The 24,064-nt window shown below is 74.7% G+C and carries 23 protein-coding genes; 14 read left to right on the top strand and 9 right to left on the bottom strand.

Going from position 1 to position 24,064, the window contains the following annotated elements; genetic code table 11:
• Positions 1 to 144 precede the first annotated feature (144 nt).
• Positions 145 to 2,058, top strand: coding sequence for a glutamine--fructose-6-phosphate transaminase (isomerizing) (gene glmS / locus SM573_RS09490; protein WP_474611023.1), 1,914 nt, complete (start codon positions 145 to 147; stop codon positions 2,056 to 2,058).
• Positions 2,059 to 2,223: 165 nt separating this feature from the next.
• Here glmS and SM573_RS09495 read toward each other — a convergent pair whose 3' ends face one another.
• Positions 2,224 to 3,819: an alpha/beta hydrolase gene (locus SM573_RS09495; protein WP_474615916.1), complete on the bottom strand. Its 1,596-nt coding sequence runs from the start codon at positions 3,817 to 3,819 to the stop codon at positions 2,224 to 2,226.
• A complete protein-coding gene (locus tag SM573_RS09500; RefSeq protein WP_474611021.1) occupies positions 3,816 to 4,112 on the bottom strand; it encodes a hypothetical protein in 297 nt (98 codons plus the stop codon). Before SM573_RS09500 ends, SM573_RS09495 begins: the two co-directional genes overlap by 4 nt.
• 173 nt (positions 4,113 to 4,285) lie before the next feature.
• On the opposite strand from SM573_RS09500, the gene SM573_RS09505 reads away from it, so the two are divergent.
• The 12 genes from SM573_RS09505 (at position 4,286) to SM573_RS09560 (ending at position 16,140) form a co-directional block, all read left to right on the top strand.
• Entirely contained in the window at positions 4,286 to 4,654 is a 369-nt protein-coding gene (locus SM573_RS09505) for a holo-ACP synthase (RefSeq protein ID WP_474611020.1), read from the top strand.
• A gap of 54 nt (positions 4,655 to 4,708) precedes the next feature.
• Complete coding sequence (locus SM573_RS09510; RefSeq protein ID WP_474611019.1) at positions 4,709 to 6,178, top strand: NAD(P)H-hydrate dehydratase; 1,470 nt, start codon at positions 4,709 to 4,711, stop codon at positions 6,176 to 6,178.
• 112 nt (positions 6,179 to 6,290) lie between these two features.
• Positions 6,291 to 7,409 (top strand): alanine racemase, encoded by a 1,119-nt coding sequence (gene alr, locus SM573_RS09515; protein WP_474611018.1) that lies wholly within the window; start codon positions 6,291 to 6,293, stop codon positions 7,407 to 7,409.
• Positions 7,410 to 7,464: 55 nt separating this feature from the next.
• On the top strand, positions 7,465 to 8,553 hold the full coding sequence (locus tag SM573_RS09520) for an alpha/beta fold hydrolase (RefSeq protein ID WP_474611017.1): 1,089 nt from the start codon (positions 7,465 to 7,467) through the stop codon (positions 8,551 to 8,553).
• Positions 8,547 to 9,035 carry a tRNA (adenosine(37)-N6)-threonylcarbamoyltransferase complex ATPase subunit type 1 TsaE gene (tsaE, locus tag SM573_RS09525; RefSeq protein ID WP_474611016.1) on the top strand — a complete coding sequence of 163 codons (489 nt, stop codon included), beginning with the start codon at positions 8,547 to 8,549 and terminating at the stop codon, positions 9,033 to 9,035. Before SM573_RS09520 ends, tsaE begins: the two co-directional genes overlap by 7 nt.
• A 172-nt stretch (positions 9,036 to 9,207) precedes the next feature.
• Positions 9,208 to 9,906, top strand: coding sequence for a uracil-DNA glycosylase (ung, locus tag SM573_RS09530; protein WP_474611015.1), 699 nt, complete (start codon positions 9,208 to 9,210; stop codon positions 9,904 to 9,906).
• A 148-nt stretch (positions 9,907 to 10,054) separates the two neighbouring features.
• Entirely contained in the window at positions 10,055 to 10,732 is a 678-nt protein-coding gene (gene tsaB / locus SM573_RS09535; RefSeq protein WP_474615917.1) for a tRNA (adenosine(37)-N6)-threonylcarbamoyltransferase complex dimerization subunit type 1 TsaB, read from the top strand.
• A 46-nt stretch (positions 10,733 to 10,778) separates the two neighbouring features.
• Positions 10,779 to 11,231: a ribosomal protein S18-alanine N-acetyltransferase gene (gene rimI, locus SM573_RS09540; protein ID WP_474611013.1), complete on the top strand. Its 453-nt coding sequence runs from the start codon at positions 10,779 to 10,781 to the stop codon at positions 11,229 to 11,231.
• A 3-nt stretch (positions 11,232 to 11,234) separates the two neighbouring features.
• A complete protein-coding gene (gene tsaD / locus SM573_RS09545) occupies positions 11,235 to 12,296 on the top strand; it encodes a tRNA (adenosine(37)-N6)-threonylcarbamoyltransferase complex transferase subunit TsaD (RefSeq protein ID WP_474611012.1) in 1,062 nt (353 codons plus the stop codon).
• On the top strand, positions 12,293 to 12,547 hold the full coding sequence (locus SM573_RS09550; RefSeq protein WP_474611011.1) for a hypothetical protein: 255 nt from the start codon (positions 12,293 to 12,295) through the stop codon (positions 12,545 to 12,547). The genes tsaD and SM573_RS09550 overlap by 4 nt, the downstream gene beginning before the upstream one ends.
• 81 nt (positions 12,548 to 12,628) lie before the next feature.
• On the top strand, positions 12,629 to 14,329 hold the full coding sequence (locus SM573_RS09555; protein ID WP_474615918.1) for an ABC transporter transmembrane domain-containing protein: 1,701 nt from the start codon (positions 12,629 to 12,631) through the stop codon (positions 14,327 to 14,329).
• Positions 14,329 to 16,140 carry an ABC transporter ATP-binding protein gene (locus SM573_RS09560; RefSeq protein ID WP_474615919.1) on the top strand — a complete coding sequence of 604 codons (1,812 nt, stop codon included), beginning with the start codon at positions 14,329 to 14,331 and terminating at the stop codon, positions 16,138 to 16,140. The genes SM573_RS09555 and SM573_RS09560 overlap by 1 nt, the downstream gene beginning before the upstream one ends.
• A gap of 41 nt (positions 16,141 to 16,181) precedes the next feature.
• Here SM573_RS09560 and SM573_RS09565 read toward each other — a convergent pair whose 3' ends face one another.
• The 7 genes from SM573_RS09565 to SM573_RS09595 all read right to left on the bottom strand — a co-directional run bounded on the left by SM573_RS09565 (position 16,182) and on the right by SM573_RS09595 (position 23,471).
• On the bottom strand, positions 16,182 to 16,922 hold the full coding sequence (locus SM573_RS09565; RefSeq protein ID WP_474611008.1) for a DUF4142 domain-containing protein: 741 nt from the start codon (positions 16,920 to 16,922) through the stop codon (positions 16,182 to 16,184).
• A gap of 155 nt (positions 16,923 to 17,077) precedes the next feature.
• Positions 17,078 to 18,259: an ROK family protein gene (locus SM573_RS09570; RefSeq protein ID WP_474611007.1), complete on the bottom strand. Its 1,182-nt coding sequence runs from the start codon at positions 18,257 to 18,259 to the stop codon at positions 17,078 to 17,080.
• Positions 18,260 to 18,279: 20 nt separating this feature from the next.
• The gene (locus SM573_RS09575; protein WP_474615920.1) at positions 18,280 to 19,542 is read right to left on the bottom strand and encodes a sugar ABC transporter permease; all 1,263 of its coding nucleotides are present in this window, start codon (positions 19,540 to 19,542) and stop codon (positions 18,280 to 18,282) included.
• Positions 19,539 to 20,369: an ATP-binding cassette domain-containing protein gene (locus SM573_RS09580; RefSeq protein ID WP_474611005.1), complete on the bottom strand. Its 831-nt coding sequence runs from the start codon at positions 20,367 to 20,369 to the stop codon at positions 19,539 to 19,541. The genes SM573_RS09575 and SM573_RS09580 overlap by 4 nt, the downstream gene beginning before the upstream one ends.
• 118 nt (positions 20,370 to 20,487) lie before the next feature.
• Positions 20,488 to 21,585 carry a sugar ABC transporter substrate-binding protein gene (locus SM573_RS09585; RefSeq protein ID WP_474611004.1) on the bottom strand — a complete coding sequence of 366 codons (1,098 nt, stop codon included), beginning with the start codon at positions 21,583 to 21,585 and terminating at the stop codon, positions 20,488 to 20,490.
• A gap of 199 nt (positions 21,586 to 21,784) precedes the next feature.
• Positions 21,785 to 22,264, bottom strand: a complete 480-nt coding sequence (gene ybaK, locus SM573_RS09590) for a Cys-tRNA(Pro) deacylase (protein WP_474611003.1) — start codon at positions 22,262 to 22,264, stop codon at positions 21,785 to 21,787.
• 10 nt (positions 22,265 to 22,274) lie between these two features.
• A complete protein-coding gene (locus tag SM573_RS09595; RefSeq protein WP_474611002.1) occupies positions 22,275 to 23,471 on the bottom strand; it encodes a THUMP-like domain-containing protein in 1,197 nt (398 codons plus the stop codon).
• Between the two features lie 250 nt (positions 23,472 to 23,721).
• On the opposite strand from SM573_RS09595, the gene groES reads away from it, so the two are divergent.
• Complete coding sequence (gene groES, locus SM573_RS09600; RefSeq protein ID WP_109802944.1) at positions 23,722 to 24,036, top strand: co-chaperone GroES; 315 nt, start codon at positions 23,722 to 23,724, stop codon at positions 24,034 to 24,036.
• The last annotated feature ends 28 nt before the right edge of the window (positions 24,037 to 24,064 follow it).

The following is a 24,064-nucleotide window of genomic DNA, read 5'->3' on the forward strand; positions in this document are numbered from 1 at the left end:
GCCTGGTGAGCGTCCGTGTCGTGGCACGTCGGGGCGGGGTACCGCCCCGGCGGCACCCCGGTTCGGCCGTTCGCTCAAAGTCAGTGATCGTTTACGGTGCTTTCGCGCACGCGCGATGAGCGAAACTGGGTTAGGCTGCGGACCATGTGTGGAATCGTGGGTTACGCCGGCGCGCGGCCGGCGCTCGGCATCGTGCTGGACGGGCTGCGGCGGCTGGAGTACCGCGGCTACGACTCGGCGGGTGTCGCCGTCGTGTGCGACGGGGAACTGCTGACGGAGAAGAAGGCCGGCAAGCTGGCCAACCTGGAGAAGGTGCTCTCCGAACGCGCCGCCGAGGACCCGACGTCCTGCGCGGCGAGCCCCATCGGCATCGGTGACGGCACCACCGGCATCGGGCACACCCGCTGGGCCACCCACGGTGGCCCCACCGACCGCAACGCCCACCCGCACGTCTCGCCCGACGGCCGGGTAGCGGTGATCCACAACGGCATCATCGAGAACTTCGCGAAGCTCCGCACCGAGCTGGAGGCCGACGGCGTCCAGTTCACCAGCGACACCGACACCGAGTGCGCCGCCCACCTGCTCGCCGCCGCGCTGTCCGACCTGCGCGCCGCCGGCCACCCGGAGGGCCCGCAGCTGCTCGCCGCCGCCATGCGGGTGGTCTGCCAGCGGCTGGAGGGGGCGTTCACCCTGCTCGCCGTCGACGCCGCCGTGCCCGGCGCGGTGGTCGGCGCCCGGCGCAACTCGCCGCTCGTCGTGGGCCGGGGCCAGGGCGAGAACTACCTCGCCTCGGACGTCGCCGCGTTCATCGAGCACACCCGCGACGCGGTCGAGCTGGGCCAGGACCAGATCGTGCTGATCACCGGCGACACCATCGAGATCACCGACTTCGACGGCCAGCCCGCCCAGGGCAAGGACTTCCACATCGACTGGGACTCGTCCGCCGCCGAGAAGGGTGGTTACGACTGGTTCATGCTCAAGGAGATCGAGGAGCAGCCGCAGGCCGTCGCCGACACGCTGCTCGGCCGGCTCACCGAGTCGGGCGAGATCGCCCTGGACGAGGTGCGCCTCAGCGACCAGGACCTGCGCGACGTCGACAAGATCTTCATCGTGGCCTGCGGCACCGCCTACCACTCCGGACTCGTCGCCAAGTACGCCATCGAGCACTGGACCCGGATCCCCTGCGAGGTGGAGCTGGCCAGCGAGTTCCGCTACCGCGACCCGGTGCTCGACCGGTCCACGCTCATCGTGGTGATCTCCCAGTCCGGCGAGACGATGGACACCCTGATGGCGCTGCGCCACGCCAAGGAGCAGAAGGCCCGGGTGCTCGCCATCTGCAACACCAACGGCTCCACCATTCCGCGCGAGTCGGACGCGGTGCTCTACACCCACGGCGGTCCGGAGATCGCCGTCGCCTCCACCAAGGCGTTCCTCACCCAGCTGGTCGCCTGCTACCTGATCGGCCTGCACCTGGCCCAGGTGCGCGGTATCAAGTTCGCCGACGAGGTCGCCGCCGTGGTCGCCCAGCTCCAGGAGGTCCCGGCCAAGCTGCGCGAGCTGCTGGACCGGATCGAGCCGGTGCGCGAGCTGGCCCGGGACCTGAAGTCGGAGCCGACCGTCCTGTTCATCGGCCGGCACGTGGGCTACCCGGTGGCACTCGAGGGCGCGCTGAAGCTCAAGGAGCTGGCCTACATGCACGCCGAGGGCTTCGCCGCCGGCGAGCTGAAGCACGGGCCGATCGCGCTGATCGACAAGGGCACGCCGGTGGTCTGCGTGGTGCCGTCGCCGGCGGGCCGGGGCGTGCTGCACGACAAGGTGGTCTCCAACATCCAGGAGGTGCGGGCGCGGGGCGCCCGGACCATCGTGATCGCGGAGGAGGGCGACGAGGCGGTCGTCCGCTACGCCGACCACCTGATCTACGTGCCCCGTACGCCCACCCTGCTCTCCCCGCTGCTCACCACCGTGCCGCTCCAGGTCCTCGCGGCCGAGATCGCCGCCGCCCGCGGCCACGACGTCGACCAGCCGCGCAACCTCGCCAAGTCGGTCACCGTCGAGTAACCGGGAACGAACCTCCGGGTCCCGGTCGCCGCCCGCGGCCGGGACCCGCGTCGTCCGGAGCGTGCTCGGGACGTGCCGGCGCGTGCGGGGTGCACCACTCCGTCGGTCCGGCCGTGCGTCGCGCCCGCACCGTGCCGCCCGGAAGCGGTGCCCGCGCACGGGCGGTCAGCGGCCGAGCACGATGCGGGCCATGCCGTCCAGCGCCGGGTTCTCCGCGTTCCAGTAGCCGGCGTGCCCGTGCCGGCCACTGGGGAAGACGCGCCCGCCGAAGCCGGGGTCGGCCGGATCCCGACCGAACCAGAGCTCGCGCCCGCTCGACCCGGGCCACCCGACCGCCGCGGCCAGCGGCGCGGTGTTCTCCAGGACGCGCCGGGCCACCTCGTCCGGCGGCCGGGCCAGGCGGATCACGTCGTCGGGGGCGCTGCTCGCCCAGACCTCGCCGGAGGGCACCCGCAGCTCGGCGGCGTGCGCGACCCCGACCCCGGGGGACCCGACGAAGACCAGGGCGTCGGCGGCCAGGCCGTGGTCCCGCGCGGCCGTGCCCACCACGACCGATCCGTAGCTGTGCCCGAGCACCGTCTGCCGGGCCGGCGGCCCGTCGTCGTGGGTGACGCGCAGCCCCTCCTGGAAGCGGTGCAGCGCCGCGCCCGCGTCCCGGGCCGGGCCCTCCGTCACCGCCTCGTGCAGGAAGTCCGGGGCGTCGTAGTCGAGCCACAGCACCGCCGCGCCGCGCTCGCCGGGAGCCAGCTCCGCGCAGCGGCCCAGCACCCTCGCGGCCCGGCCCAACTCGCCCGGGGCGTCGTCGAGGCCGGCGGTCATGCCCGGCACGTACGTCACCACCCGGTCGGAGTGGTCCGGGTCGCCGAGCGCGACCACCACCCGCCCCTCACCGGCCGTGTCGAGCCCGAGCAGGTACGCCCGTGGCCCGGTCGCCGCGGCCAGCCGGTCGGTGAGGGCGTCGAGGCCGGCCACCCGGTCGTCGAGCCAGCGCAGCCGCGCCGCCTCGACCAGCCCCGGCGGAACCCGGGTCGGCAGATCCCGCCGCTGCGCCAGCAGCTCCGCGCGGCGGGCCGCGAGCAACAGCCGGTTCGCCTGGTCGCGGGCCGCCACCGGCACCCCGTCCAGGCGGCCGACCAGCGCCGGCTCGTGCGCCACCAGCCAGCGGCGCTGGGCCGGCGTCAGCCCGGCCCACCAGGCGCGCACCCGCGCCGGTTCGGCGCCCGGCCCCGGCCGGCCCGGTGGCGGCGCCTCCTGCCAGCCCGTCGCCGACGCCGCGGCGAGCTCGGTCAGGCGGGCCGTCGCCACCCGGTCGGCGGCGGCGGCGAGATCGAGCGCGTCCCGCAGCGCCGCCGTCACCCGGGCCGCGGCGGGGCCGTCCCGCTCGCTCGGCCGGACCCGGGCCGGATCGGCGCTCACCCGGCCCTCCCGATCGACCGACAGCCCGGACGAGTCGGCGAGCGCCACCGCCGCGGCCATTCGCCCCTTCGCCGCGGCGAGGCGGGCCGCGAACTCGGCGAGCGCCTGGTCCGCCTCGATCAGTGCGGGTGGCAGCGAGGCCAGATCGGCCGTCAGCCGGGCGAACCGGGCGCCCGCCGCCGTGGCCGCGGCACCCGACCACCCGGAGCCCAGCGCCGCGGCCCGCTCGTCCAGGGCGGCGGCCCGCCGCCCGACCAGGGCCGTCAACCCGCCCCAGGCCGCGCCGGCGGCCCGCCACGCGCCGGGGTCGGCCGCCCAGAGCCGGGCGTACGCGACGGAGGTCATCGGGGCAGGACCGACAGCCGCGCGGCGGCCCGCTCGTCGACCGTCCGGTACGCCTCCACCGCCGCGCGGACCGCCCCGCTCGTCTCGGCCACCCGGCCGCCCAGCCGGCCGAGCCAGCCGTGCACCGCCGACTCCAGCCCGGTCAACGCCGCCGCGGCCGACCAGTCGGGCGCGACCACCGTCAGCCCCGACTCACCGGCCAGGCCGTGCGCCAACCGGTAGGCGTCGTCGGCCAACGCCCGCGCCACCCCGCGCAGCGTCTCCGGCCGGACGGTGAACGGCTCCTCGGACATCTCACACCCCCGCGTGACATCGGCACCGACAGCGCGACGCTAGGCGGCCGGTCACCCGCCGCGGGCGCCCTGTGGACGGCGGGCGGTGGAGGTACCCGAGGGTTGTCCACAGGCGTTGCGCCGCGCGGAGCCGGCCCCTAATCTGGCGATCCGCCCGCCGGTAGGGTGGGCTGGTGATCGTCGCTGTCGGCATCGACGTCGTTCTCGTCGACCGGTTCACCCGGGCGCTCTCGCGGACGCCGCTGCTCGCCGAGCGGCTCTTCACCGACGCCGAGCGGTTCACCCGCTCCGGCAACCCGCGCTCGCCCGAGTCGCTCGCCGCGCGGTTCGCCGCGAAGGAGGCGGTGGCCAAGGCGCTCGGCGCGCCGGCCGGGCTGAGCTGGCACGACTGCGAGATCGTGCCGGACCCGGACGGCCGCCCCTGGTTGACCGTCTCCGGCACCGTGGCCGCGGCCGCGGTCGAGCGCGGCATCAACCGCTGGCATCTCTCGTTGTCGCACGACGGCGGGATCGCGTCGGCGATGGTGGTCGCGGAACGGTGAGATCGGTCGGGCCGCCGGCGGGCGTGCCCGGTAGCTGAGGACGGGAGCGGCGGCATGAGACCGGTGTGGCGGGTGGCGGACGTACGCGCGGCGGAGGCCGGCCTGATGGCGACGCTCCCGCCCGGGACGCTCATGCACCGCGCGGCCGCCGGGCTGGCCCGACGCTGCGCGCTGCTCCTCGCCGACCGGGGCGGGGTGTACGGCTCCCGGGTGCTGCTGCTGGTCGGGTCCGGCGACAACGGCGGTGACGCGCTCTACGCGGGTGCCCACCTGGCCCGTCGCGGCGCCGCGGTCTGCGCCCTGCTCCTCACTCCCGGCCGGGCGCACGCCCACGGGCTGGCCGCGCTGCGCGCCGCGGGCGGGCGGGTGGTCGACCGCCCACCGGCGGTGCTCGATCTGGTGCTCGACGGCATCGTCGGGATCGGGGGCAGCGGCGGCCTGCGGGAGACCGCCGAGCAGCTGGCCGGGAGCCTGGCCGGGCGCTGCGGGCGGGACGGCGTACGGGCCACCGTGGTGGCGGTGGACGTGCCCAGCGGTGTGGTGGTCGACACCGGCCATGTGCCGGTGACCGCGTCCGGACGCCCGAACGCCGTCCGGGCGGACGTGACGGTGACCTTCGGGGCGTTGAAGCCGGCCCTGGTGGTGGGCCCGGCCGCGCCGCTCGCCGGTGAGGTCGAGGTGGTCGACATCGGCCTGGAGCCGTGGCTGCGGGGCTCGCCGGCGCTGCGCGTGACCGAGTGGTCGGACGTCGTGCGGTGGTGGCCGACCCTCGGCCCGGCCTCGGAGAAGTACACCCGGGGAGTGGTGGGCGTGGCCACCGGCTCGGCCACGTATCCCGGCGCGGCGGTGCTCTCCGTCGGCGGCGCGCTGGCCGGGCCGACCGGGATGGTGCGCTACGCGGGCGGGGCCCGCGCCGAGGTGCTGCACCAGCACCCGTCGGTGATCGCCACGGGGCGGGTCTCCGACGCCGGCCGTGTACAGGCGTGGGTGTGCGGCTCGGGGATCGGCACCGGCGCCGAGGCCGCCGCCGAGCTGCGCGCGGTGCTCGCCGCTCCGGTGCCGGTGGTGCTCGACGCCGACGCGCTGACCCTGCTGGTCGACGGCTCCCTCGCCGACCAGCTGCGCAAGCGGGACGCGCCGATCGTGGTCACCCCGCACGACCGGGAGTTCGCCCGGCTCTGCGGCGAGGAGCCCGGCGCGGACCGGGTCGCCGCCACGCTGCGGCTCGCCGCCTGGATGAACGCCGTGGTGCTGCTCAAGGGGGACCGCACGATCATCGGCACACCCGACGGCCGGGCGTACGTCAACCCGACCGGCAGCCCCGTACTGGCCACCGGTGGCACCGGGGACGTGCTGGCCGGGCTGCTCGGCTCGCTGCTCGCCGGCGGCGTGCCGGCGGAGCGCGCCGCCGCAGCGGCGGCGTACGTGCACGGGCTCGCCGGCCGGGAGGCGGCCCGCGGCGGACCGGTGACCGCGCCGGACGTGGCGACCGCGCTCCGCCCGGTCGTCGCCCGGCTGGGCTGAACGTCCCGCGCACGGGCCGGACGCCCGATCCGGCTGCCAGCGGCCCCGCTGCCGGCGGCGTGGTCGCCGCGTCGGCCCGCGCCGTGATCACGGCGGAAAGTACGCTGGGCGCATGTGGCAGGCCGAGGTGCGCGTCGATCTTGATGCGATCCGTGAGAACGTGAGCCGGCTCCGCTCCGGCACCAGCGCCGAGGTGATGGCGGTGGTGAAGGGCGACGGGTACGGGCACGGCATGATCCCGGCCGCCCGCGCGGCGCTGGACGCCGGGGCGTCCTGGCTCGGTGTCTGCACCCTCGACGAGGCGCTCACGTTGCGCCGGGCCGGCATCACCGTGCCCGTGCTGGCCTGGCTGCTCGCGCCGGGGCTGCCACTGCACGAGGGGGTCGCCGCCGGCGTCGACCTGGCCGCCGCGAGCCTGTCGCAGCTCGACGAGATGATCGAGGCGGGCCGCCGGGCCGAGCGGCCGGCCCGGCTGCACCTGAAGATCGACACGGGGCTCTCCCGGGGCGGGGCGACCGTCGCGGACTGGCCGGCCCTGCTCGACGCGGCGGCCAAGGCACAGGCCGACGGGCTCGTCGAGGTCGTCGGGGTCTGGAGCCACTTCGTCTACGCCGACATGCCCGGCCACCCCACCACCGACCGGCAGCTGGCCATCTTCCACGAGGGGCTGTCGATGGCCGAGCAGGCCGGGTTGCGGCCGCGCTACCGGCACCTGGCGAACTCCGCGGCAACCCTCACCCGCCCCGACACCCACTTCGACCTGGTCCGGCCCGGGCTGGCCGTCTACGGCCTGTCCCCGGTGGCGGGGGAGACCTTCGGGCTGCGCCCGGCCATGACGGCCCGCGCCCGGGTGATGCTCACCAAGCGGGTGCCGGCTGGCACCGGCGTGTCGTACGGGCACACCTACACCACCCAGCGGGACACGAACCTGGCCGTGGTGCCGCTCGGCTACGCCGACGGGGTGCCCCGGCACGCCTCCAACAGCGGCCCGGTGCAGCTCGGCGGTGCGCGGCGGACCATCTCCGGCCGGGTCTGCATGGACCAGTTCGTGCTCGACTGCGGCGACGACCCGGTGGCCGCCGGCGACGTGGTGACGCTCTTCGGCAGCGGCGCGGACGGCGAGCCGACCGCCGACGACTGGGCCGAGGCGGTGGGCACCATCAACTACGAGATCGTCACCCGGTTCGGCAGCACCCGGGTGCCACGGGTCTACGACGGTGAAACGCCGTGAGCGCGAGGAGCGAGCCGGGGCCGCGAGCCCCGCGGTCGCGAACCGAGGAAGCGCCGTGAGCCCGTACCGCATCCCCCGGCCCCGGACGGCGGCCGGCCGGGTCGCCGGCGTCGTCGGCGCGGCGGTCGGTGTCGCGGCGGCCGGCCTGGCCGCCGGCGTCGCCACCGAGCGGGCCCTGGTCCGCCGGCTGAAGGCGAATCCGGCCGACCCGTACGCGCACGAGCCGTTCGGCCAGCAGCCCTACGACGAGGCGTTCGAGCTGGAGCTGCCCGACGGCACCGACATCCACGTCGAGGTCGTCGAGCCGAGACGGCCGACGCCGGGCAAGCCGACCGTGGTGCTGGTGCACGGCTTCTGCCTGGACATGGGGACCTTCCACTTCCAGCGCAAGATGCTCACCGAGCGGGGTGAGCACCGGGTGGTCGCGTACGACCAGCCCGGGCACGGTCGGTCCGGCCGGCTGGAGACCGGCGAGTACGACCTCACGGTGCTGGGCCGTACCCTGCGCCGGGTGATCGACCGGACGGCTCCGGAAGGGCCGCTGGTGCTGGTCGGCCACTCGATGGGCGGCATGACCATCATGGCCTTCGCCGAACTGTTCCCCGAGATGTTCGGGGACCGGGTGGTCGGCACCGTGCTGATGGCCACCTCGGGCGGCCTGCTCGCCGAGACCAAGCTGGTGGCGCCCGCGCTGCTCGGCCGGGTCGGCGGGCCGGTGCTGTCCATGATGAGCAACGCCACCCGCTACGGCGGCACGGTCATCGACAGGGCCCGCAAGTCGACGTCGAACGTGGCCTGGCTGCTCACCCGCAGGTACGGGTTCGGCGGCCGCAACCCGAGCCCCGCGCTCGTGTCGTACGTGGAGACGATGAACTCCCGCACCTCGGCGGAGACCGTCACGCGCTACCTGCGTACGCTGGCGACGCACTCCCGGTTTCCGGCGTTGGCCGCGCTGGCCGACACGCCGGTGCTGGTGGTGGTCGGCGACAAGGACATGATCACACCGGTGACCCACTCGGAGGAGATCGTCCGGCGGCTGCCGCACGCCGAGTTCATCAAGATCTCCGACAGTGGGCACGTGGTGATGCTGGAGCACGCGGACGAGGTCAACGCCGCACTGGCGAGGTTCCTGGAGGAGTGGTGAATCAGGTCGTGGTGAAGCTGCCCACCGTGGCGGACACGCAGGAGTTCGGCCGACGGCTGGCCGGTGTGCTGCGCGCCGGGGACCTGGTGCTGCTGACGGGCCCGCTCGGCGCCGGGAAGACCGCCCTGACCCAGGGCATCGGCGCCGGGCTCGGGGTGCTCGGCGACATCACCTCGCCGACCTTCGTGATCGCCCGGGTGCACCGGCCCGATCCGGCGCGCGACGGACGGGTGGCGTTGGTGCACGCCGACGCGTACCGGCTGGGCGACGCCGCCGACCCGCGCGCGGAGATCGACGACCTGGACCTGGACGCCTCGGTGGACGAGTCGGTGACCGTGGTCGAGTGGGGCGAGGGGATGGTCGAGCAGCTCGCCGACGCGCACCTGCGCGTCCGCATCGACCGCCGCGACGACGACACCCGGATCGTCGAGCTGGAGCCGGTCGGCGGCGACTGGGCCCAGCGCGTGAGCGGCCTCGCCTGACGGCCCCGCCGGACGTCGCAGCCCCCGGGGCCGGCGGCGCGGGCGACCCGGGGGTCTCCTCAGCGGACGCCGTCGGGCAGCACGCCGGGCGGCACGGCGGCGCGACCGGCGGGTGCCGTCGGGCTGTCGGTGGCGGCTGGTAGGAAGAGGGCCGACCGACGAAAGGTTGCCGATGGCTGACGTCCCCACCCTCGACCTGCTGGCGCTGCTGCCGGAGGAGTGGCGTGCCGTGCTCACCCCCCACCTCGACCCGGCCCGCACCGCGGCGCTGGCCGACTTCGTCGCCCGGGAGTACGCCACCCAGACCGTCTTCCCGCCGCTGGAGGATCTCTTCTCCGCCTACCGGCTCTGCTCCCCGCAGGCCTGTCGGGTGCTGATCCTCGGGCAGGACCCCTACCACCGGGCCGGGCAGGCGCACGGGCTCAGCTTCAGCGTTCGGGAGGGGGTGGCCGTCCCGCCGTCGCTGCGCAACGTCTTCAAGGAGCTCGGCGACGACCTCGGCGTGCCGAAGCCGCCCAACGGCAACCTCGCCGGGTGGGCCGCCCAGGGGGTGCTGCTGCTCAACTCCGTCCTGACCGTGCGGCAGGCCACCCCGGGCTCGCACGCCAACCAGGGCTGGGAGGAGTTCACCGACGCCACCATCCGGGCCCTCGACGCGCTGCCCGAGCGGGTGGTCTTCCTGCTCTGGGGCGGCTACGCCCGCAAGAAGGCGGCGCTGGTCCGCAACCCGCGGCACGTGGTGCTGGAGGCGGGCCACCCCAGCCCGATGAACCCGCGCGGCTTCCTCGGCAGCCGCCCGTTCAGCGCGGCCAACAAGGCCCTCGCCGACGCCGGCCGGCCGACCGTCGACTGGGAGCGGTCGGCCGGCTGACGGCGAGCGCGACCGCGAGGCGGCGGGGGAGCGCGACGCGAGACGGCGGAGGGCGTGACCGGGGCGGCGGAGGGCCGTGCCGGGCCGGGTGGCCACGGGGGCGGGGCGTCACCGGGCGTGACGGCAGGGGCGGCTAGGCTGGCATACCGTGCTCGTACTCGTGGTGGACAGCTCGACCCCTGCCGTGACCGCGGCGCTGGTGGAGGTCTCGGCGGCCGGCGTCGCGCTGCGGGCGCACCGGTGCACGGTCGATGCCCGGGCGCACGGTGAACTGCTCGCTCCCGAGGTGGACGCGGTCCTGGCCGAGGCCGGTGCCCGCGTGGGCGACCTGGGGGCGATCGTCGCCGGGCTCGGCCCGGGGCCGTTCACCGGGTTGCGGGTGGGTCTGGTCACCGCCGCCACGATGGGCCAGGTGCTGGGCATCCCGACGTACGGCGTCTGCTCGCTCGACGGCATCGGCCACCCGGCGGCCGCCGGCGAGCCGGTCCTCGCGGCGAGCGACGCGCGGCGCAAGGAGATCTACTGGGCGGTCTACGACGGCGCCGGTCAGCGCATCGCCGGCCCGGAGGTGGACGGCCCCGCCGTCGCCGCCGGGCGGGCCCGGGACCTCGCGGTCACCGTCGCGGTCGGCGACGGCGCGCACCGCTACGCCGACGTGCTGGGCCTGCCGGTCCGCGCCGAGCCGCGCTACCCGGACCCGGTCGCGCTGGCCCGCCTCGCCGGTGAGCGGATCCGCGCCGGCGCGCCCGGCGAGCGGCTCACCCCGCTCTACCTGCGTCGCCCCGACGCGGTCGCGGCGACCGCCCGCAAGCCGGTGCTCCCGTGAGCGTGCCGGGTGGGGCGGCTCCGCGAGGCCGAACCGAGGTGCTGCCGTGAGCGGTGTCCGGCTCGACCGGTTCCGCTGGTGGCACATCGACGAGGTGCTGCCGATCGAGGCGGACCTGTTCGGCGCGGAGCAGTGGTCGGCGGCCATGTTCTGGAACGAGCTGGCCAACGGGCACTACTACCGGATCGCCACCGACGACGACGGTGCCGTGCTCGGCTACGCCGGGCTCACCCTCGCCCCGCCCGACGAGGCCTGGGTGCAGAACGTCGCGGTGCGGCGGGACGCCCAGCGCCGGGGCATCGGCCGGCTCCTGCTGGAGGAGCTGCTCGCCGAGGCGGCCCGGCGCGGTGCCCGGCGGATCCTGCTGGAGGTGGCGGCCGACAACGCCCCCGCGCAGCGGCTCTACGCGACGTACGGTTTCGAGCCGATCGGCATCCGACGCGGCTACTACCAACCGAGCAACACCGACGCGCTGATCATGCAGCGGAACGAGGAATGACCCATGGCTGACGAACCGCTCATCCTCGGCATCGAGACCTCCTGCGACGAGACGGGGGTCGGGATCGTCCGCGGGCACACCCTGCTCGCCGACGCGCTCGCCTCCAGCGTCGAGGAGCACGCCCGCTTCGGCGGGGTCGTGCCCGAGGTGGCCAGCCGCGCCCACCTGGAGGCGATCGTGCCGACCATGGACCGGGCGCTGGCCGAGGCGGGGGTGACCATCGCCGACATCGACGCGATCGCCGTCACCTCCGGGCCGGGGCTGGCCGGCGCGCTGCTGGTCGGCGTCGCCGCCGCCAAGGGGTACGCGGTCGCTGCCGAGAAGCCGGTCTACGGGGTGAACCACCTCGCCGCGCACGTCGCGGTGGACACGCTGGAGCACGGGCCGCTGCCCGAGCCGGCGGTGGCGCTGCTGGTCTCCGGCGGGCACTCCTCGCTGCTGCTCGTCGACGACCTGGCCCGCGGCGTCACCCCGCTCGGCGCCACCATCGACGACGCCGCCGGTGAGGCGTTCGACAAGGTGGCCCGGCTGCTCGGTCTGCCCTTCCCCGGCGGCCCGCCGATCGACCGGGAGGCCCGGTCGGGCGACCCGGAGGCCATCGCCTTCCCGCGTGGGCTCACCGCCGCCAAGGACCTCGCCACCCACCGCTACGACTTCTCGTTCTCCGGCCTGAAGACCGCCGTCGCGCGCTGGGTCGAGGCCCGGCAGCGGGCCGGCGAGCCGGTACCGGTCGCCGACGTGGCCGCCTCCTTCCAGGACGCGGTCTGCGACGTGCTCACCGCCAAGGCGCTGGACGCCTGCCGCACGCACGGCATCGACACGCTGGTGATCGGCGGGGGAGTCGCCGCCAACTCCCGGCTGCGGGCGATGGCGGAGCAGCGGGCGGAGAAGCACGGCATCCGGGTCCGCGTGCCCCGGCCCCGGCTGTGCACCGACAACGGGGCGATGGTGGCGGCGCTCGGGTCCCACCTGGTCGCCTCCGGGGTGGCGCCCAGCCGCCTGGACCTGCCAGCCGACTCGGCCATGCCCCTGACCCTGGTGAGCGTTCCCGGGGACGCGGCGTGATCGTCCGGATGTGGGAGGTCCGTGCCGAGCCCTACGGCCTCGCCGACCTGGTCACCTGGGTCTGCGACACGGCCCTGCCGGAGTTCGACCACGATCCGCGCCACCTCTCCAGCGAGGTCTTCTCCTCCACCGACCACCGGGTGGTGGTCATCTCCAAGTGGCGCAGCGACCCCCGCCCGCTGCCCGACCCGCCACCGATGCTGGTCGCCCGTGCTCCCCACTCCTGGGACTTCACGCAGGTCGATCGCTGACCCGTCGGGCGGGGGAAGCCCTGCTCACCGCCCGGAAATTGGTTCGCGCGCACGGCCCCCGGCCACCTAGCGTCGAGGGTCGTGCGCTTCTCACCGGCCGGCGACACCGGCGTACCCGATGACCGGTCGGCGACCCGCTACCTGATCTGGCTGGCCGGCCGACACAAGATCCTCTTCACCGCGGGCATCCTGCTCGGCGTCGTCTGGATGCTCGCGCAGGCGCTGATGCCGGCCGCCGTCGGCCGGGCCGTGGACGGGCTCAGCCGCCGGGACGAGGGGGCGTTGCTCACCTGGGGTCTCGTGCTGTTCGGGCTGGGTGTGCTCCAGGCGGTCGCCGGCATCCTGCGACACCAGTGCGCCGTGCGCAACTGGCTCGCCGCCGCGTACCGGACCGTGCGGCTCACCGTGGCCGCCGCGAACCGGCTCGGCGCGGCCCTGCCCAAGCGGGTGGCCCGCGGCGAGGTGGTGAGTATCGGCACGTCCGACATCGACCAGATCGGCCACGCCGTCGACATCACCGCCCGGGGCACCGGCGCCGTGGTCGCGATCGTGACCGTGGCGGTGATCCTGCTCGACGCGTCGATGCCGCTCGGGCTCGTCGTGGTGCTCGGCGTACCGGTGCTGATGGCGGTGGTCGGGTTGCTGATCCGGCCGCTGCACCGGCAGCAGCACGCGTACCGGGACGCCGAGGGGGCGCTGACCACCCGGGCCGGCGACATCGTGTCGGGGCTGCGGGTGCTGCGCGGGGTCGGCGGGGAACCCGTGCTCTCCGCCCGCTACCGCGCCGAGTCCCAGGCCCTGCGCGGGCACGGCCTGCGGGTGGCGCGGGTCCAGTCGCTGCTGGAGGCGGCGCAGGTGCTGCTGCCCGGCGCGTTCCTGGTCCTCGTCACCTGGCTCGCCGCCCGGTTCGCGCTGACCGGTCGGATCAGCCCCGGCCAGCTCGTCGCCTTCTACGGCTACACGGCGTTCCTGGTCAGCCCACTGCGGCAACTCACCGAGGCGGTGGAGAAGCTGACCCGCGGCCACGTGGCGGCCCGGCGGGTCGTCCGGCTGCTGCGGCTCACTCCCGAACTGGCCGATCCGCCCCGGCCCACGCCCCTGCCGGAGGGGCCGGGCGAGCTGGTCGACCCCGAGTCCGGGGTACGGGTGCCGCCGGGGCGGCTCACCGTGCTCGCGGCCACCGCACCCGAGGACGCGGCGTCGATCGTCGACCGGCTCGGCCGGTACGTCGACTCGGACGCCACGCTGCACGACGTACCGCTGCGGGAGCTGACGGTCGCGACGGTGCGGGAGCGGATCCTGGTGGCCGACAACGACGCCCACCTGTTCACCGGCCTGCTCCGCGCCGAGCTGGACCCGCACGACCGGGCCGACCCGGCCGCGCTCGACGCCGCACTGCGGGCGGCGAGCGCCGCCGACATCGTCGAGGCGCTGCCGGACGGGCTGGACAGCCGGGTCGCGGAGCGGGGCCGGGAGTTCTCCGGTGGCCAGCAGCAGCGGCTCCGGCTGGCCCGGGCACTGGTCGCCGATCCGGAGACGCTGCTGCTGGTCGAGCCGACCAGCGCCGTCGACGCGCACACCGAGGCGCGGATCGCCGCCGGGCTCGCCGCCGCCCGGACCGGCCGGACCACCCTGGTCTGCAGCACGAGCCCACTGCTGCTCGGGCAGGCCGACCACGTCATCTTCGTGGAGGACGGCAAGGTGGTCGCCGAAGGGCGCCACGCCGACCTGTACGGCAGCGAGCCGCGCTACCGGGCCACGGTCAGCCGGGGGGAGAACTGATGGCCACGATGCTGCCCGTCGCCGACGCGGCGCAGGTCCGCCGCTACGCCCGGGCGCTCGTCCGCCGGCATCCACGTGCCCTCGCCGCGGCGCTCGGCCTGCACGCGCTGGCCGCCGCGGCCGGCCTGGTCGCGCCGCGCCTGCTCGGCGACCTCGTCGAGGGGATCTCCCGGGGCGCCTCCCGGGTGACGGTGGACCGGATCGCCCTGCTGATCGCCGGCTTCGTGGTGGTGCAGGCGGTGCTGGTCCGCTTCGCGCACCTGGCCTCGGCGCGCCTCGGCGAGGGGGTGCTGGCCGAGCTGCGTGAGGAGTTCGTCGACCGGGTGCTGGCCCTGCCGCTGGCCACCGTGGAGCGGGCGGGCACCGGCGACCTGCTCACCCGCACCTCACGGGACGTCTCCGCGCTGTCCCGGACGGTCCGCCTCGCGGTGCCCGAGACGCTCATCGCGATCGTCACCATCGGCTTCGTCATCGGCGCGTTGATCCTCGTCGGCCCGCTGCTCGCACTCCCCTGCCTGATCGCGGTCCCCGTGCTCGGGGCGGGCACCCGCTGGTACCTGCGCCGGGCGCCGGCGGCCTACCTGCGGGAGAACGCCGCCTACTCGGACATCACCGACGGGATCAGCGAGACGGTCGAGGGGTCGCGGACCACCGAGGCGCTGCGCCAGCAGGCGCGCCGCCGGGCCCGCACCGACGGCGACATCACCCGGTCGTACGCGGCCGAGCGGTACACGCTCTTCCTGCGGACCGTCTTCTTCCCGGTGGCCGAGATCGGCTACGTGGTGCCGGTGGTGGCGACCCTGCTCATCGGCGGCTGGTTCTACCTGAAGGGGTGGGTGAGCCTCGGGCAGGTCACCGCCGCCACGCTCTACGTGCAGCAGATCATCGATCCGGTGGACCGGCTCCTCTCGTGGCTGGACGAGCTGCAGGTCGGCGGGGCGTCGATGGCGCGACTGCTCGGGGTGGCCGAGCCGCGCACCGCCCCGGCACCGCCCGTGACCGCCGCGGGCGGGGCCGTGGCGGTCGCCGGTGCCGTCGCGGTCGCGGGTGCCGGGCCGGCGGGCGGCGCCGACGAGGACCGGCGGCTGGCGGCCCGGGACGTGCGGTACGCGTACCGGGAGGGGCGGGACGTGCTGCACGGGGTGACCCTGGTGCCCGAGCCGGGGGAGAAGCTCGCCGTGGTCGGCCCGTCCGGCGCCGGCAAGTCGACGCTCGGCCGGCTGCTCGCCGGGGTGCACGCGCCGCACGCGGGCTCGGTCACCGTGGCCGGCCGGCGGCTGGACGCGCTGCCGCTGGCCGAGCTGCGCTCCCATGTCGCGCTGGTCACCCAGGAGCACCACGTCTTCATCGGCACGCTGCGCGAGAACGTGGCGATGGTCCGGCCCACGGCGACCGCGGCAGACGTGCGGGCGGCACTCGCGGCGGTGGCCGCGCTGGACTGGGCGCAGGCGCTGCCGGAAGGGCTGGACACCCGCGTCGGCTCCGGCGGCCATCCACTGTCCCCGGCACAGGCGCAGCAGGTGGCGCTGGCCCGGCTGGTGCTGGCCGACCCGCACACACTGGTGCTGGACGAGGCCACCTCGCTGATCGACCCGCGCGCCGCACGGGAGCTGGAGCGGTCCCTCGCCGCCGTGCTGAAGGGACGGACGGTCATCGCCATCGCCCACCGGCTCTTCTCGGCCCACGACGCGGACCGGGTGGCGGTGGTCGAGGACGGCCGCATCACCGAGCTGGGCTCGCACGACGAACTGGTGGCCGCCGACGGCTCGTACGCCGCCCTCTGGCGCTCCTGGCACGGCCCCACCCCCTGACCGCGCCGCCCCCGCAGGCCGGGGGCGGCGCAGGGCGGGGGTCAGGTGCGGCGGAGCAGGCGGTAGGTGGCCAGGCCGCCGGTCGCGAGGGCGGCGAGGAAGACCAGCCACACCACCGTGCTGCTCACGCCGACCCCCGGGCCGGTGTTCGCGGACGCGGCGGCGAGCAGCCCGTCGCTGCCAGGGGCGGGCAGCGCCGCGGGCGGCAGCTCGGGCCAGCGGACGAGGTCGGTGCTCTCCAGCATCTGCATGTGGTGCAGCACGAACCGGTTGGCGTCGTCGCAGAGCTTGCGGACGGTGGCGTCCCGGGTGCTGGCGCGGACCGCGGCGATCACCGGGAAGATCTTGCCGTGCGCCACCCGCAGCCGGGTCACGAAGATCTGGTCGAACCGGGCGCCGGAGGCCTTCTGCATCTCCGCCAGCCAGCCCTTCTGCTCGTCCGTGGGCTCGGACGGGATGGTGGTGCGCAGCTTGTTGGCCGCGTCCACGACGAGCTGGTCGAGCTCCTGGTGCTCGCTGGCGATGCCGGCGCCGATCTCCCGCACCTTGGCGGACTGGCCCTTCTCCGCGGCCATCTGCCCCGCCGGCATCTCCCACAGGCCCGCCAACCGCACACCGTTGAGCAGCGTCATGTCGGCGGCGTTGAGCTGCTGCCCGCCGGCGGGTGCGGCGACGCCCGCGCCGGGCAGTACGCCGATCCCCGCCACGATCGCGACGAGCAGCACCGCCGCCCGGCGCAGGCGGTGACCCTGGCGGCTACGGGCGGATCTGAGCGGTGCCATGTCTGCGGTGCCTCCTCGGTGCCGGCCGGTCACGGTGATCCGGCGGCCGCCCCGTCGGCCGCCGGACGCCCACTGGTACGGACGGGCCGCCCGATCAGTTCAGCCGTATCGGCACCGCCCCCACCCAAATCCACACGGGACGGCGGGGCGGCCGGTCAGCCGACGTCGAGCGGGTCGGCCAGCAGCCGTTCGAAGGCCAGCTCGGCGGCGCCGATCAGGGCGGCGTCGTCGCCGAGCTTCGGCGTGCGCAGCCGGACGTGCTCCAGGCAGGCCGGCAGCGCGTTGGCGTTGAGCCGGCTGCGGATCTGGGCGGCGGCGGCGAGGTAGAGGTCGCGCATGGTCCCGCCGAAGATGACCATCTCCGGGTTGAAGATGTTGACCAGGTTCGCCACGCCGAAGCCGAGCCAGTCGCCGGCCTGGCGTACCGCCGCGGCGGCCCTCGCGTCGCCGCGGTCGGCGGCGTCGAAGACGGCCAGCAGCGCGTCCCGACCCCGCGCGTCGGAACGCCCCGCGTTGCGCAGCAGCCCGTGCTCGCCGATCTGGGTCTCCCAGCAGCCCCGCGCGCCGCACTCGCAGCGTTCGCCGTCGCGGACCACCTTCATGTGTCCGACCTCGCCGCTGTATCCACCGTGGCCGGTCACGCGCCGGCCACCGGCGATGATGCCGGCACCCACGCCGACGTCGCCGTACAGGTAGATGACGTTGTCGCAGCCCGCGGCGACGCCGCGCGCGTGCTCCGCGAAGGCGGCCACCTCGGCCACGTTGCCCACCGTGACGGGCGCGTCGATGCCCAGCTCGGCGCCGAGTGCCGCGCCGATCGGCTCGTCCACCCAGCCGGTGGTGGGCGCGAGCCGGACGAGACCGTCGTGGCGACGGACCATGCCGCACACGGCGACCCCGGTGCCGACGCAGACCGCGTCGGCGGGCACCGCCTGCTGCATCTCCTTGACCGCGCCGGCGAGCAGCGGCGCGGCGTCGGCGGCGACCAGACCACGTGGCCGGTCCAGCTCCCGGCGGTCGAGCACCACGCCGCCGAGACCGATGCGCGCGGCCCGCAGCCGGTCCACCTCGATGCTGTACGCGTACGCGTAGATGCGGGCCGACTCGGGCCGGACGACCAGGGACGGTCGTCCGGCCCGGCCGGTCTCCTTCGGCGTTCCCTCGCTGACGAGGCCGGCGCCGGCCAGTTCGGCGGTGAGCGCGCCGATGGTGCTGCGGTTGAGCCCGAGGGCGCTGGTCAGCTCCGCACGGGAGGTCGCCCCGTGGACGTGGACGTGACGCAGCAGGGCACCGAGGTTCTGTCGACGGATCTCGTCCTGGCTCGGTCCTGGGCGCATGGGGTCTCCGGTGGGCGGGGTCAGCGGGTGCCGGTCGCCGCCGAGCGGCGGCGGGAGACGGCGTCCACGGTCGCGGCCAGCAGCAGCACCACGCCGGTGAGCACGTACTTGACGCCCGAGCTGTATCCCATGAGGCCCATGCCGTTGTCGATCACGGCGATCACCGCGCCGCCCAGCACGGCGTCGAGCACCCGGCCCTTGCCGCCGAAGAGGCTCGTGCCGCCGATGACCGCCGCGCCCACGGCGTAGAGCAGGACGCTGCTGCCGCCGGTGTTCGGGTCGACGGAGTTGGCCCGGCTGGCCGCCACGATGCCGCCGACGGCCGCCATCGAGGAGCAGATGACGAAGACCGAGATGCGGATGCGGTCCACGTTGATGCCGGCCCGCCGGGCGGCCTCCCGGTTGCCGCCGACGGCGTAGACGTGCCGGCCGTAGCGGGTGCGCTGGAGGACGAAGGTCCAGAGGATCAGCAGCACCGCGACGACGGGCACCACGATCGGCACGCCCTTGAGCGAGCTGAACAGGAGGGGGTTGCGGCTGCGCTCCAGGTTGAGGATGAACACCGCCACGCCGAGGAGGAGCGCGAGCCCGCCGACCCGGGCGAACACCACGGCGAGGGGGTCGGTGACCAGCCCGCGGGCGGCGCGGCTGCGGTGCCGCAGCAGTTGGGCGGCGCCGTATCCGAGGACCGCCGCGGCGGCGAGCAGCCAGCCGAGCAGCGGGGGCAGGTTGCGGTTGGCGATGGCCAGCAGCACCTCGTCGCGGACGGCGATGTTGGTGCCCTCCTCCATGAGCATGAGCGCGATGCCCTGGAAGCCGAGGAACGCGGCGAGGGTGACCACGAAGGACGGAATGCCGATCTTGGCGACCAGGAATCCGAGCAGGGTCCCGATGACCACGCCGGTGACGATCGCGGCGAGCACCGCCACGTACCAGGGGTAGCCGAGCACCGTGACCACGTTGGCCAGCACGGCAGCGCAGACGCCGCTGGCGAAGCCCGCGGACAGGTCGATCTCGCCGAGCAGGAGGACGAAGACCAGCCCCATCGCGATCAGCGTGACGGCCGCGCCCTGCGTGAACAGATTGGCGAAGTTGCCGGCGGTGAGGAACGACGGCCGGGCGATCGAGAAGACCGTGCAGAGCACGATCAGCCCGAGGACGGCCGGCAGCGCGCCGATGTCGCCGCCGCGTACGCGGCTCCAGTAGTTGCGCGCGTGGCTGGCGACGGTCGGCGCGGGTGTGACGGCGGCGGGGCCCTCCGTCTGCACGGCTGTCGTGGTCATCGGTCGCCTCCTGTGGTCGAGTCGGCCGGCTGCGCGCCGTTGCCGGTGCCGTTCGTGCCCTGGCCCGCGTCGGCGGCGAGACCCAGGCTGCCGGAGCGGCCGGCGGTGATCAACTCGACGACCTGGGCGTGGGTGATGTCGGTGGTCTTCACCTGGGCGACCATCTGGCCTAGGTAGAGGGCGGCGATCCGGTCGGAGACGGCGAAGACGTCGTTCATGTTGTGTGAGATGAGCACCACGGCGAGGCCGTTGTCGGCGAGCCGGCGGACCAGTTCGAGGACCTGCGCGGTCTGCGCCACGCCGAGGGCGGCGGTCGGCTCGTCGAGGATGACGAGCCGGCTGTTCCAGAGCACGGCCTTGGCGATCGCCACCGTCTGGCGCTGGCCGCCGGAGAGGCTGGAGACGTGTTGCCGCAGCGACTTCACGGTGCGGACGGAGAGGCCGGCCAGCGTCTCCGCGGCCATCTGCTCCATGGTCGGCTCGTCGAGGACGAGACCGTTGAGCCGCTCCCGGCCGAGGAACATGTTCTGCACGATGTCGAGGTTGTCGCAGAGCGCGAGATCCTGGTAGACCACCTCGATGCCGAGGGCGGAGGCGTCCCGCGGGCTGTGGATGGTGACCGGGTTGCCGTCGAAGACGAACTCGCCGGCGTCGGTCGGGTAGATGCCGCTGATGCACTTGACCAGGGTCGACTTCCCGGCGCCGTTGTCGCCGACGAGCGCCGTCACCTCGCCGGCGTGGGCGGCGAAGGCGACGTCGCGCAGGACCTGGACGGGACCGAAGCTCTTGTCGATCCCACGTAGCTCCAGCAGGGGTGTTGCGGACACGGGGTGTCTCCTTCGGACGGAGGGCGGATCTCGGGCCGGACCGGCGAGCGCCGCCCGGCACGGGAGGGGGGATCCCGTGCCGGGCGGCGGGTCGCGCCCCGGCGGGTGCGACGTCAGGTCAGCTGATGCCGGCGTCGGCGCAGAGCGTGGCGAAGGCTCCCTCGCAGACCTCCTCCTTGGTGACGTAGCCGTCGGCGATGACGTCCTTGACGTTCTCCTTGTAGATCGCCTTCGGGGTCAGGAGCACGGACGGCACGTCCCGTCCGCCCTCGGGGTCCTTGACCGTCTGGCCGGTCTCCTTGCGCTCGCCCTTGGCGAGCCCGATCGCCAGGTCGGAGGCGGCCTTCGCCTCCTCCTTGACCGCCTTGTAGACGGTCATGCACTGGTCGCCCGCGAGGATGTTCTGCAGGCCCTCCGGGGTGGCGTCCTGGCCGGTGACCGGGACCTTCCCGTTGAGCTTGTTCTTCTTCAGGATCGAGATGGCCGCGTTGCCCAGGCCGTCGTTCGCGGCGAGCACGCCGTCGATCTTGCCGCCGGCCTTGGTGAGCTGCTGCTCGAAGATCGTGGCGGCCTGCGCGTTGTCCCAGGCCGGCACCGAGTCGTCCGCGACCTTGGTGTACTCCTTGGCGTCGAACTTCGGCTTGAGCACCGAGTCGTACCCGTTCTTGAAGAGCGTCGCGTTGTTGTCGGTCGGCGAGCCGTTCAGGTACGCGATCGCCGGGTTCTTGACGCCCTTGTCGGTCAGGCACTTGGCGAGGCCCTCGCCCTGGAGTTTGCCGACGGCCTCGTTGTCGAAGCTGACGTAGTACTCCGCCGAGCCGCCGAGGGTGAGCCGGTCGTAGTCGATGGTCGCCACGCCCTGGGACTTCGCCTTGTCGAGCACCGCCTTGCCGGTGCCCGAGTCGAGGTTGACGATCATCAGGACGGTGACGCCGTTGGTGATCATCTGGTCGGCGATGGTCTGGAACTGCGTCTTGTCGCCCTGGGCGTTCTGGATGTCGTACTGGACGCCGGCCGCCTTGAAGGCCTCTTCCAGGAACTTGCGGTCCGCGCCCTCCCAGCGGGCGGAGGACTTGCTGTCCGGCAGGATCACGCCGATCTTGGCGGTCTGGCCGGAGCCGGCCTCGCCGCTCCCGCCGGAGTCGTCGCCGCAGGCGGCCATGCTGCCCGTCGCCAGCAGGCCCACCGTGGCGAAGGTGAGGAGCCCCTTACGCATGTGCAGGGTCCTTTCGGGTGGGGGAAGGTGTTCTTTTGTTGTGCCCGGCAACGTATTCCGCTGTGAAGCGCGACACAAGAGCGCGTACGGACCGAGTTTGTTGGGGGCAGTAACAATTCAGCAACGCGGCCGTCACCCCGAGGCCACCGGCGCGAGAGCGCTCCCGAGGGCGGGCCCGGGCGAGCCCGGCCGGCCCGGCTCAGCGGGCGGCGAGGGGCGCGGTGCGGGCGTCGGTCAGCGCGACCAGGTCGGCGGGGGCGAGTTCGAGCTGGAGGCCGCGGCGCCCGGCCGAGACGTAGATGGTCGGAAGGTCCAGCGCGGAGGCGTCGAGCACGGTGGGCAGCCGCTTCCGCTGGCCGAGCGGGCTGATCCCGCCCCGCACGTAGCCGGTGGCGCGCTCGGCGGCCGCCCGCTCGGCGAGGGTGGCCCGCTTGCCCCCGACCGCCGCGGCGAGCGCCTTGAGGTCCAGCTCCCCGGTGACCGGCACCACCGCCACGGTGAGCGCCCCGTCGACCTCCGCGACCAACGTCTTGAAGACCCGCTCCGGCGGTACGCCGAGCGCCGCCGCGACCAGGGCGCCGTAGTTCGGTGCGTCCGGGCTCACGTCGTACGGGTGGGTGCGGTGGGTGACCTTCCGCTTCGCCAGCAGCGCCGTCGCCGGTGTGCCCTGTCCTGCCACGATCGACAACCTAACCGTGCGTCGGCTGGCACACCAGCACGGTCGGGGCCCCGGCGACGCGCGTGAGCACGAGGCTGGCGCTCGCCCCACCGGAGAGGCGCAGGTCCCGACGCAACTGCTCCGGAGTCAGCGCCGAGCCGCGCTTGAGAATCTCCACCCGGCCCACGCCCCGCTCCCGGAGCAGCGCGCGCAGCCGCTTCAGCGAGAACGGCAGTACGTCGGTCACCTCCAGGCAGCGGGTGTACGGGCTCGGAGCCGGGGTGTCCGCGTACAGGTAGGCGATGGCGGGGTCGGCCAGGGTGGCGTCGAGCGCGTCCGCCAGCTCGGCGACGAGGTGCGCGCGGACCACGGCCGGGTCGGGGTCGTGCAGGAACCCTCGTACCGGCCCGACGGCCGCCTCGGCCCCGCCGGAGCCGGTGAGCTGGTGGACGGTGGACGGCGGCCGCTCCCGTAGCACCGTGGCGCGGCGGGGGACCTCGGCGAGCCGGCCGCACCAGAGCGCCGCCTCGACCAGGTCCCCGTCGACGCTCACCCACTCGGCCTCCGCGCCGGCCGGGATCAGGCCGTGGTCGATGCCGGGTGCGACCTTCACCACCGTGCGCGGCAGCCGCTCGGCCAGCGCCGTCACGAAGCCCCAGGGAGGCGAGTAGGCGCTCGGGTCGAAGATCCGCCGGCCGGTGCCGGCCGTGCGCCGGGCCGGGTCGCAGAAGACCGCCTCCACCCGGTCGACGTCGAAGGCGGTCGCGTCGCCGCACTCCACCGTCAGCAGGTCGGCCACGCCGGCCGCCTCCGCGTTGGCGGCGGCCATCGCCGCGGTGAGCGGGTCGGCCTCCACCGCGTACACCCGGATGCCGGCGCGGGCCGCGGCGATGGCGTCCGCGCCCAGACCGCAACCCAGGTCGGCCAGGCTGCGGACGCCCGCGGCCCGCAGCCGCTCGGCGCGCCGCGCCGCGACCACGCCCCGGGTCGCCTGTTCCAGGCCGGTCCGGGTGAAGAACATCCCGGCCGCCGCGGGCCCGAACTTGGGCGCCGCCCGCCGCCGCAGCTCGGCCTGGGTCAGCGCCGCCGCCGCGAGCCCGGCCGGCACCCCCGCCGCGCGGAGGGCGGACGCCGCGGCCAGCGGCTCGCCGTCGGCCACCCGCTCGGCCGCCGCGAGCGCGGCAGCCCCCTCGGGGGTACGCAGGGCGGCGAGCTGGTCGAGATCCACCCGGACATTGTGGTGGCCGACCCCGACGCGCCACCCGGCGGGTTGGCACTCTCCTTGACGGAGTGCTAGCCGAGGAATAACCTGCGATTAGCACTCTCACCCTGAGGGTGCCAGCGTCCGGGTCTTCCGATCCGGGTGCTGAACGCCAGGCGGACCGGCACCCGCGACGACGGCCCCGCCCGGTGGCATGTGGCAGATTGACGCTGGTCGGCCCGGCCGACCAGCACAGAAACCAGTACCCCAGGAGGGTATGCCCGTGACTACCGCGACCAAGGTTGCGATCAAGCCGCTCGAGGACCGGATCCTGGTCCAGGCGAACGAGGCTGAGACCACCACGGCGTCGGGCATCGTGATCCCCGACACCGCCAAGGAGAAGCCGCAGGAGGGCACCGTCCTCGCTGTCGGCCCGGGCCGGATCGACGACAAGGGCAACCGGATCCCGGTTGACGTCAAGGTCGGCGACACCGTCATCTACTCGAAGTACGGCGGCACCGAGGTCAAGTACGCCGGCGAGGAGTACCTGGTGCTCTCCGCCCGCGACGTCCTCGCGGTCATCGAGAAGTAAGCAACCGATCAGTGTCGTTGCCCCGGTC

The sequence above is a fragment of the Micromonospora xinjiangensis genome (assembly GCF_056150165.1).

What these genes read in the sequence shown, in the direction of transcription:
- groES (WP_109802944.1), top strand. Translation starts at nt 23,722, where the DNA reads ATGCCCGTGACTACCGCGACCAAGGTTGCGATCAAGCCGCTCGAGGAC.
- SM573_RS09560 (WP_474615919.1), top strand. Translation starts at nt 14,329, where the DNA reads ATGGCCACGATGCTGCCCGTCGCCGACGCGGCGCAGGTCCGCCGCTAC.
- SM573_RS09565 (WP_474611008.1), bottom strand. Translation starts at nt 16,922, where the DNA reads ATGGCACCGCTCAGATCCGCCCGTAGCCGCCAGGGTCACCGCCTGCGC.
- SM573_RS09510 (WP_474611019.1), top strand. Translation starts at nt 4,709, where the DNA reads ATGAGACCGGTGTGGCGGGTGGCGGACGTACGCGCGGCGGAGGCCGGC.
- glmS (WP_474611023.1), top strand. Translation starts at nt 145, where the DNA reads ATGTGTGGAATCGTGGGTTACGCCGGCGCGCGGCCGGCGCTCGGCATC.
- SM573_RS09570 (WP_474611007.1), bottom strand. Translation starts at nt 18,259, where the DNA reads ATGCGCCCAGGACCGAGCCAGGACGAGATCCGTCGACAGAACCTCGGT.
- SM573_RS09585 (WP_474611004.1), bottom strand. Translation starts at nt 21,585, where the DNA reads ATGCGTAAGGGGCTCCTCACCTTCGCCACGGTGGGCCTGCTGGCGACG.
- SM573_RS09575 (WP_474615920.1), bottom strand. Translation starts at nt 19,542, where the DNA reads ATGACCACGACAGCCGTGCAGACGGAGGGCCCCGCCGCCGTCACACCC.
- SM573_RS09495 (WP_474615916.1), bottom strand. Translation starts at nt 3,819, where the DNA reads ATGACCTCCGTCGCGTACGCCCGGCTCTGGGCGGCCGACCCCGGCGCG.
- alr (WP_474611018.1), top strand. Translation starts at nt 6,291, where the DNA reads ATGTGGCAGGCCGAGGTGCGCGTCGATCTTGATGCGATCCGTGAGAAC.
- ung (WP_474611015.1), top strand. Translation starts at nt 9,208, where the DNA reads ATGGCTGACGTCCCCACCCTCGACCTGCTGGCGCTGCTGCCGGAGGAG.
- SM573_RS09500 (WP_474611021.1), bottom strand. Translation starts at nt 4,112, where the DNA reads ATGTCCGAGGAGCCGTTCACCGTCCGGCCGGAGACGCTGCGCGGGGTG.
- tsaD (WP_474611012.1), top strand. Translation starts at nt 11,235, where the DNA reads ATGGCTGACGAACCGCTCATCCTCGGCATCGAGACCTCCTGCGACGAG.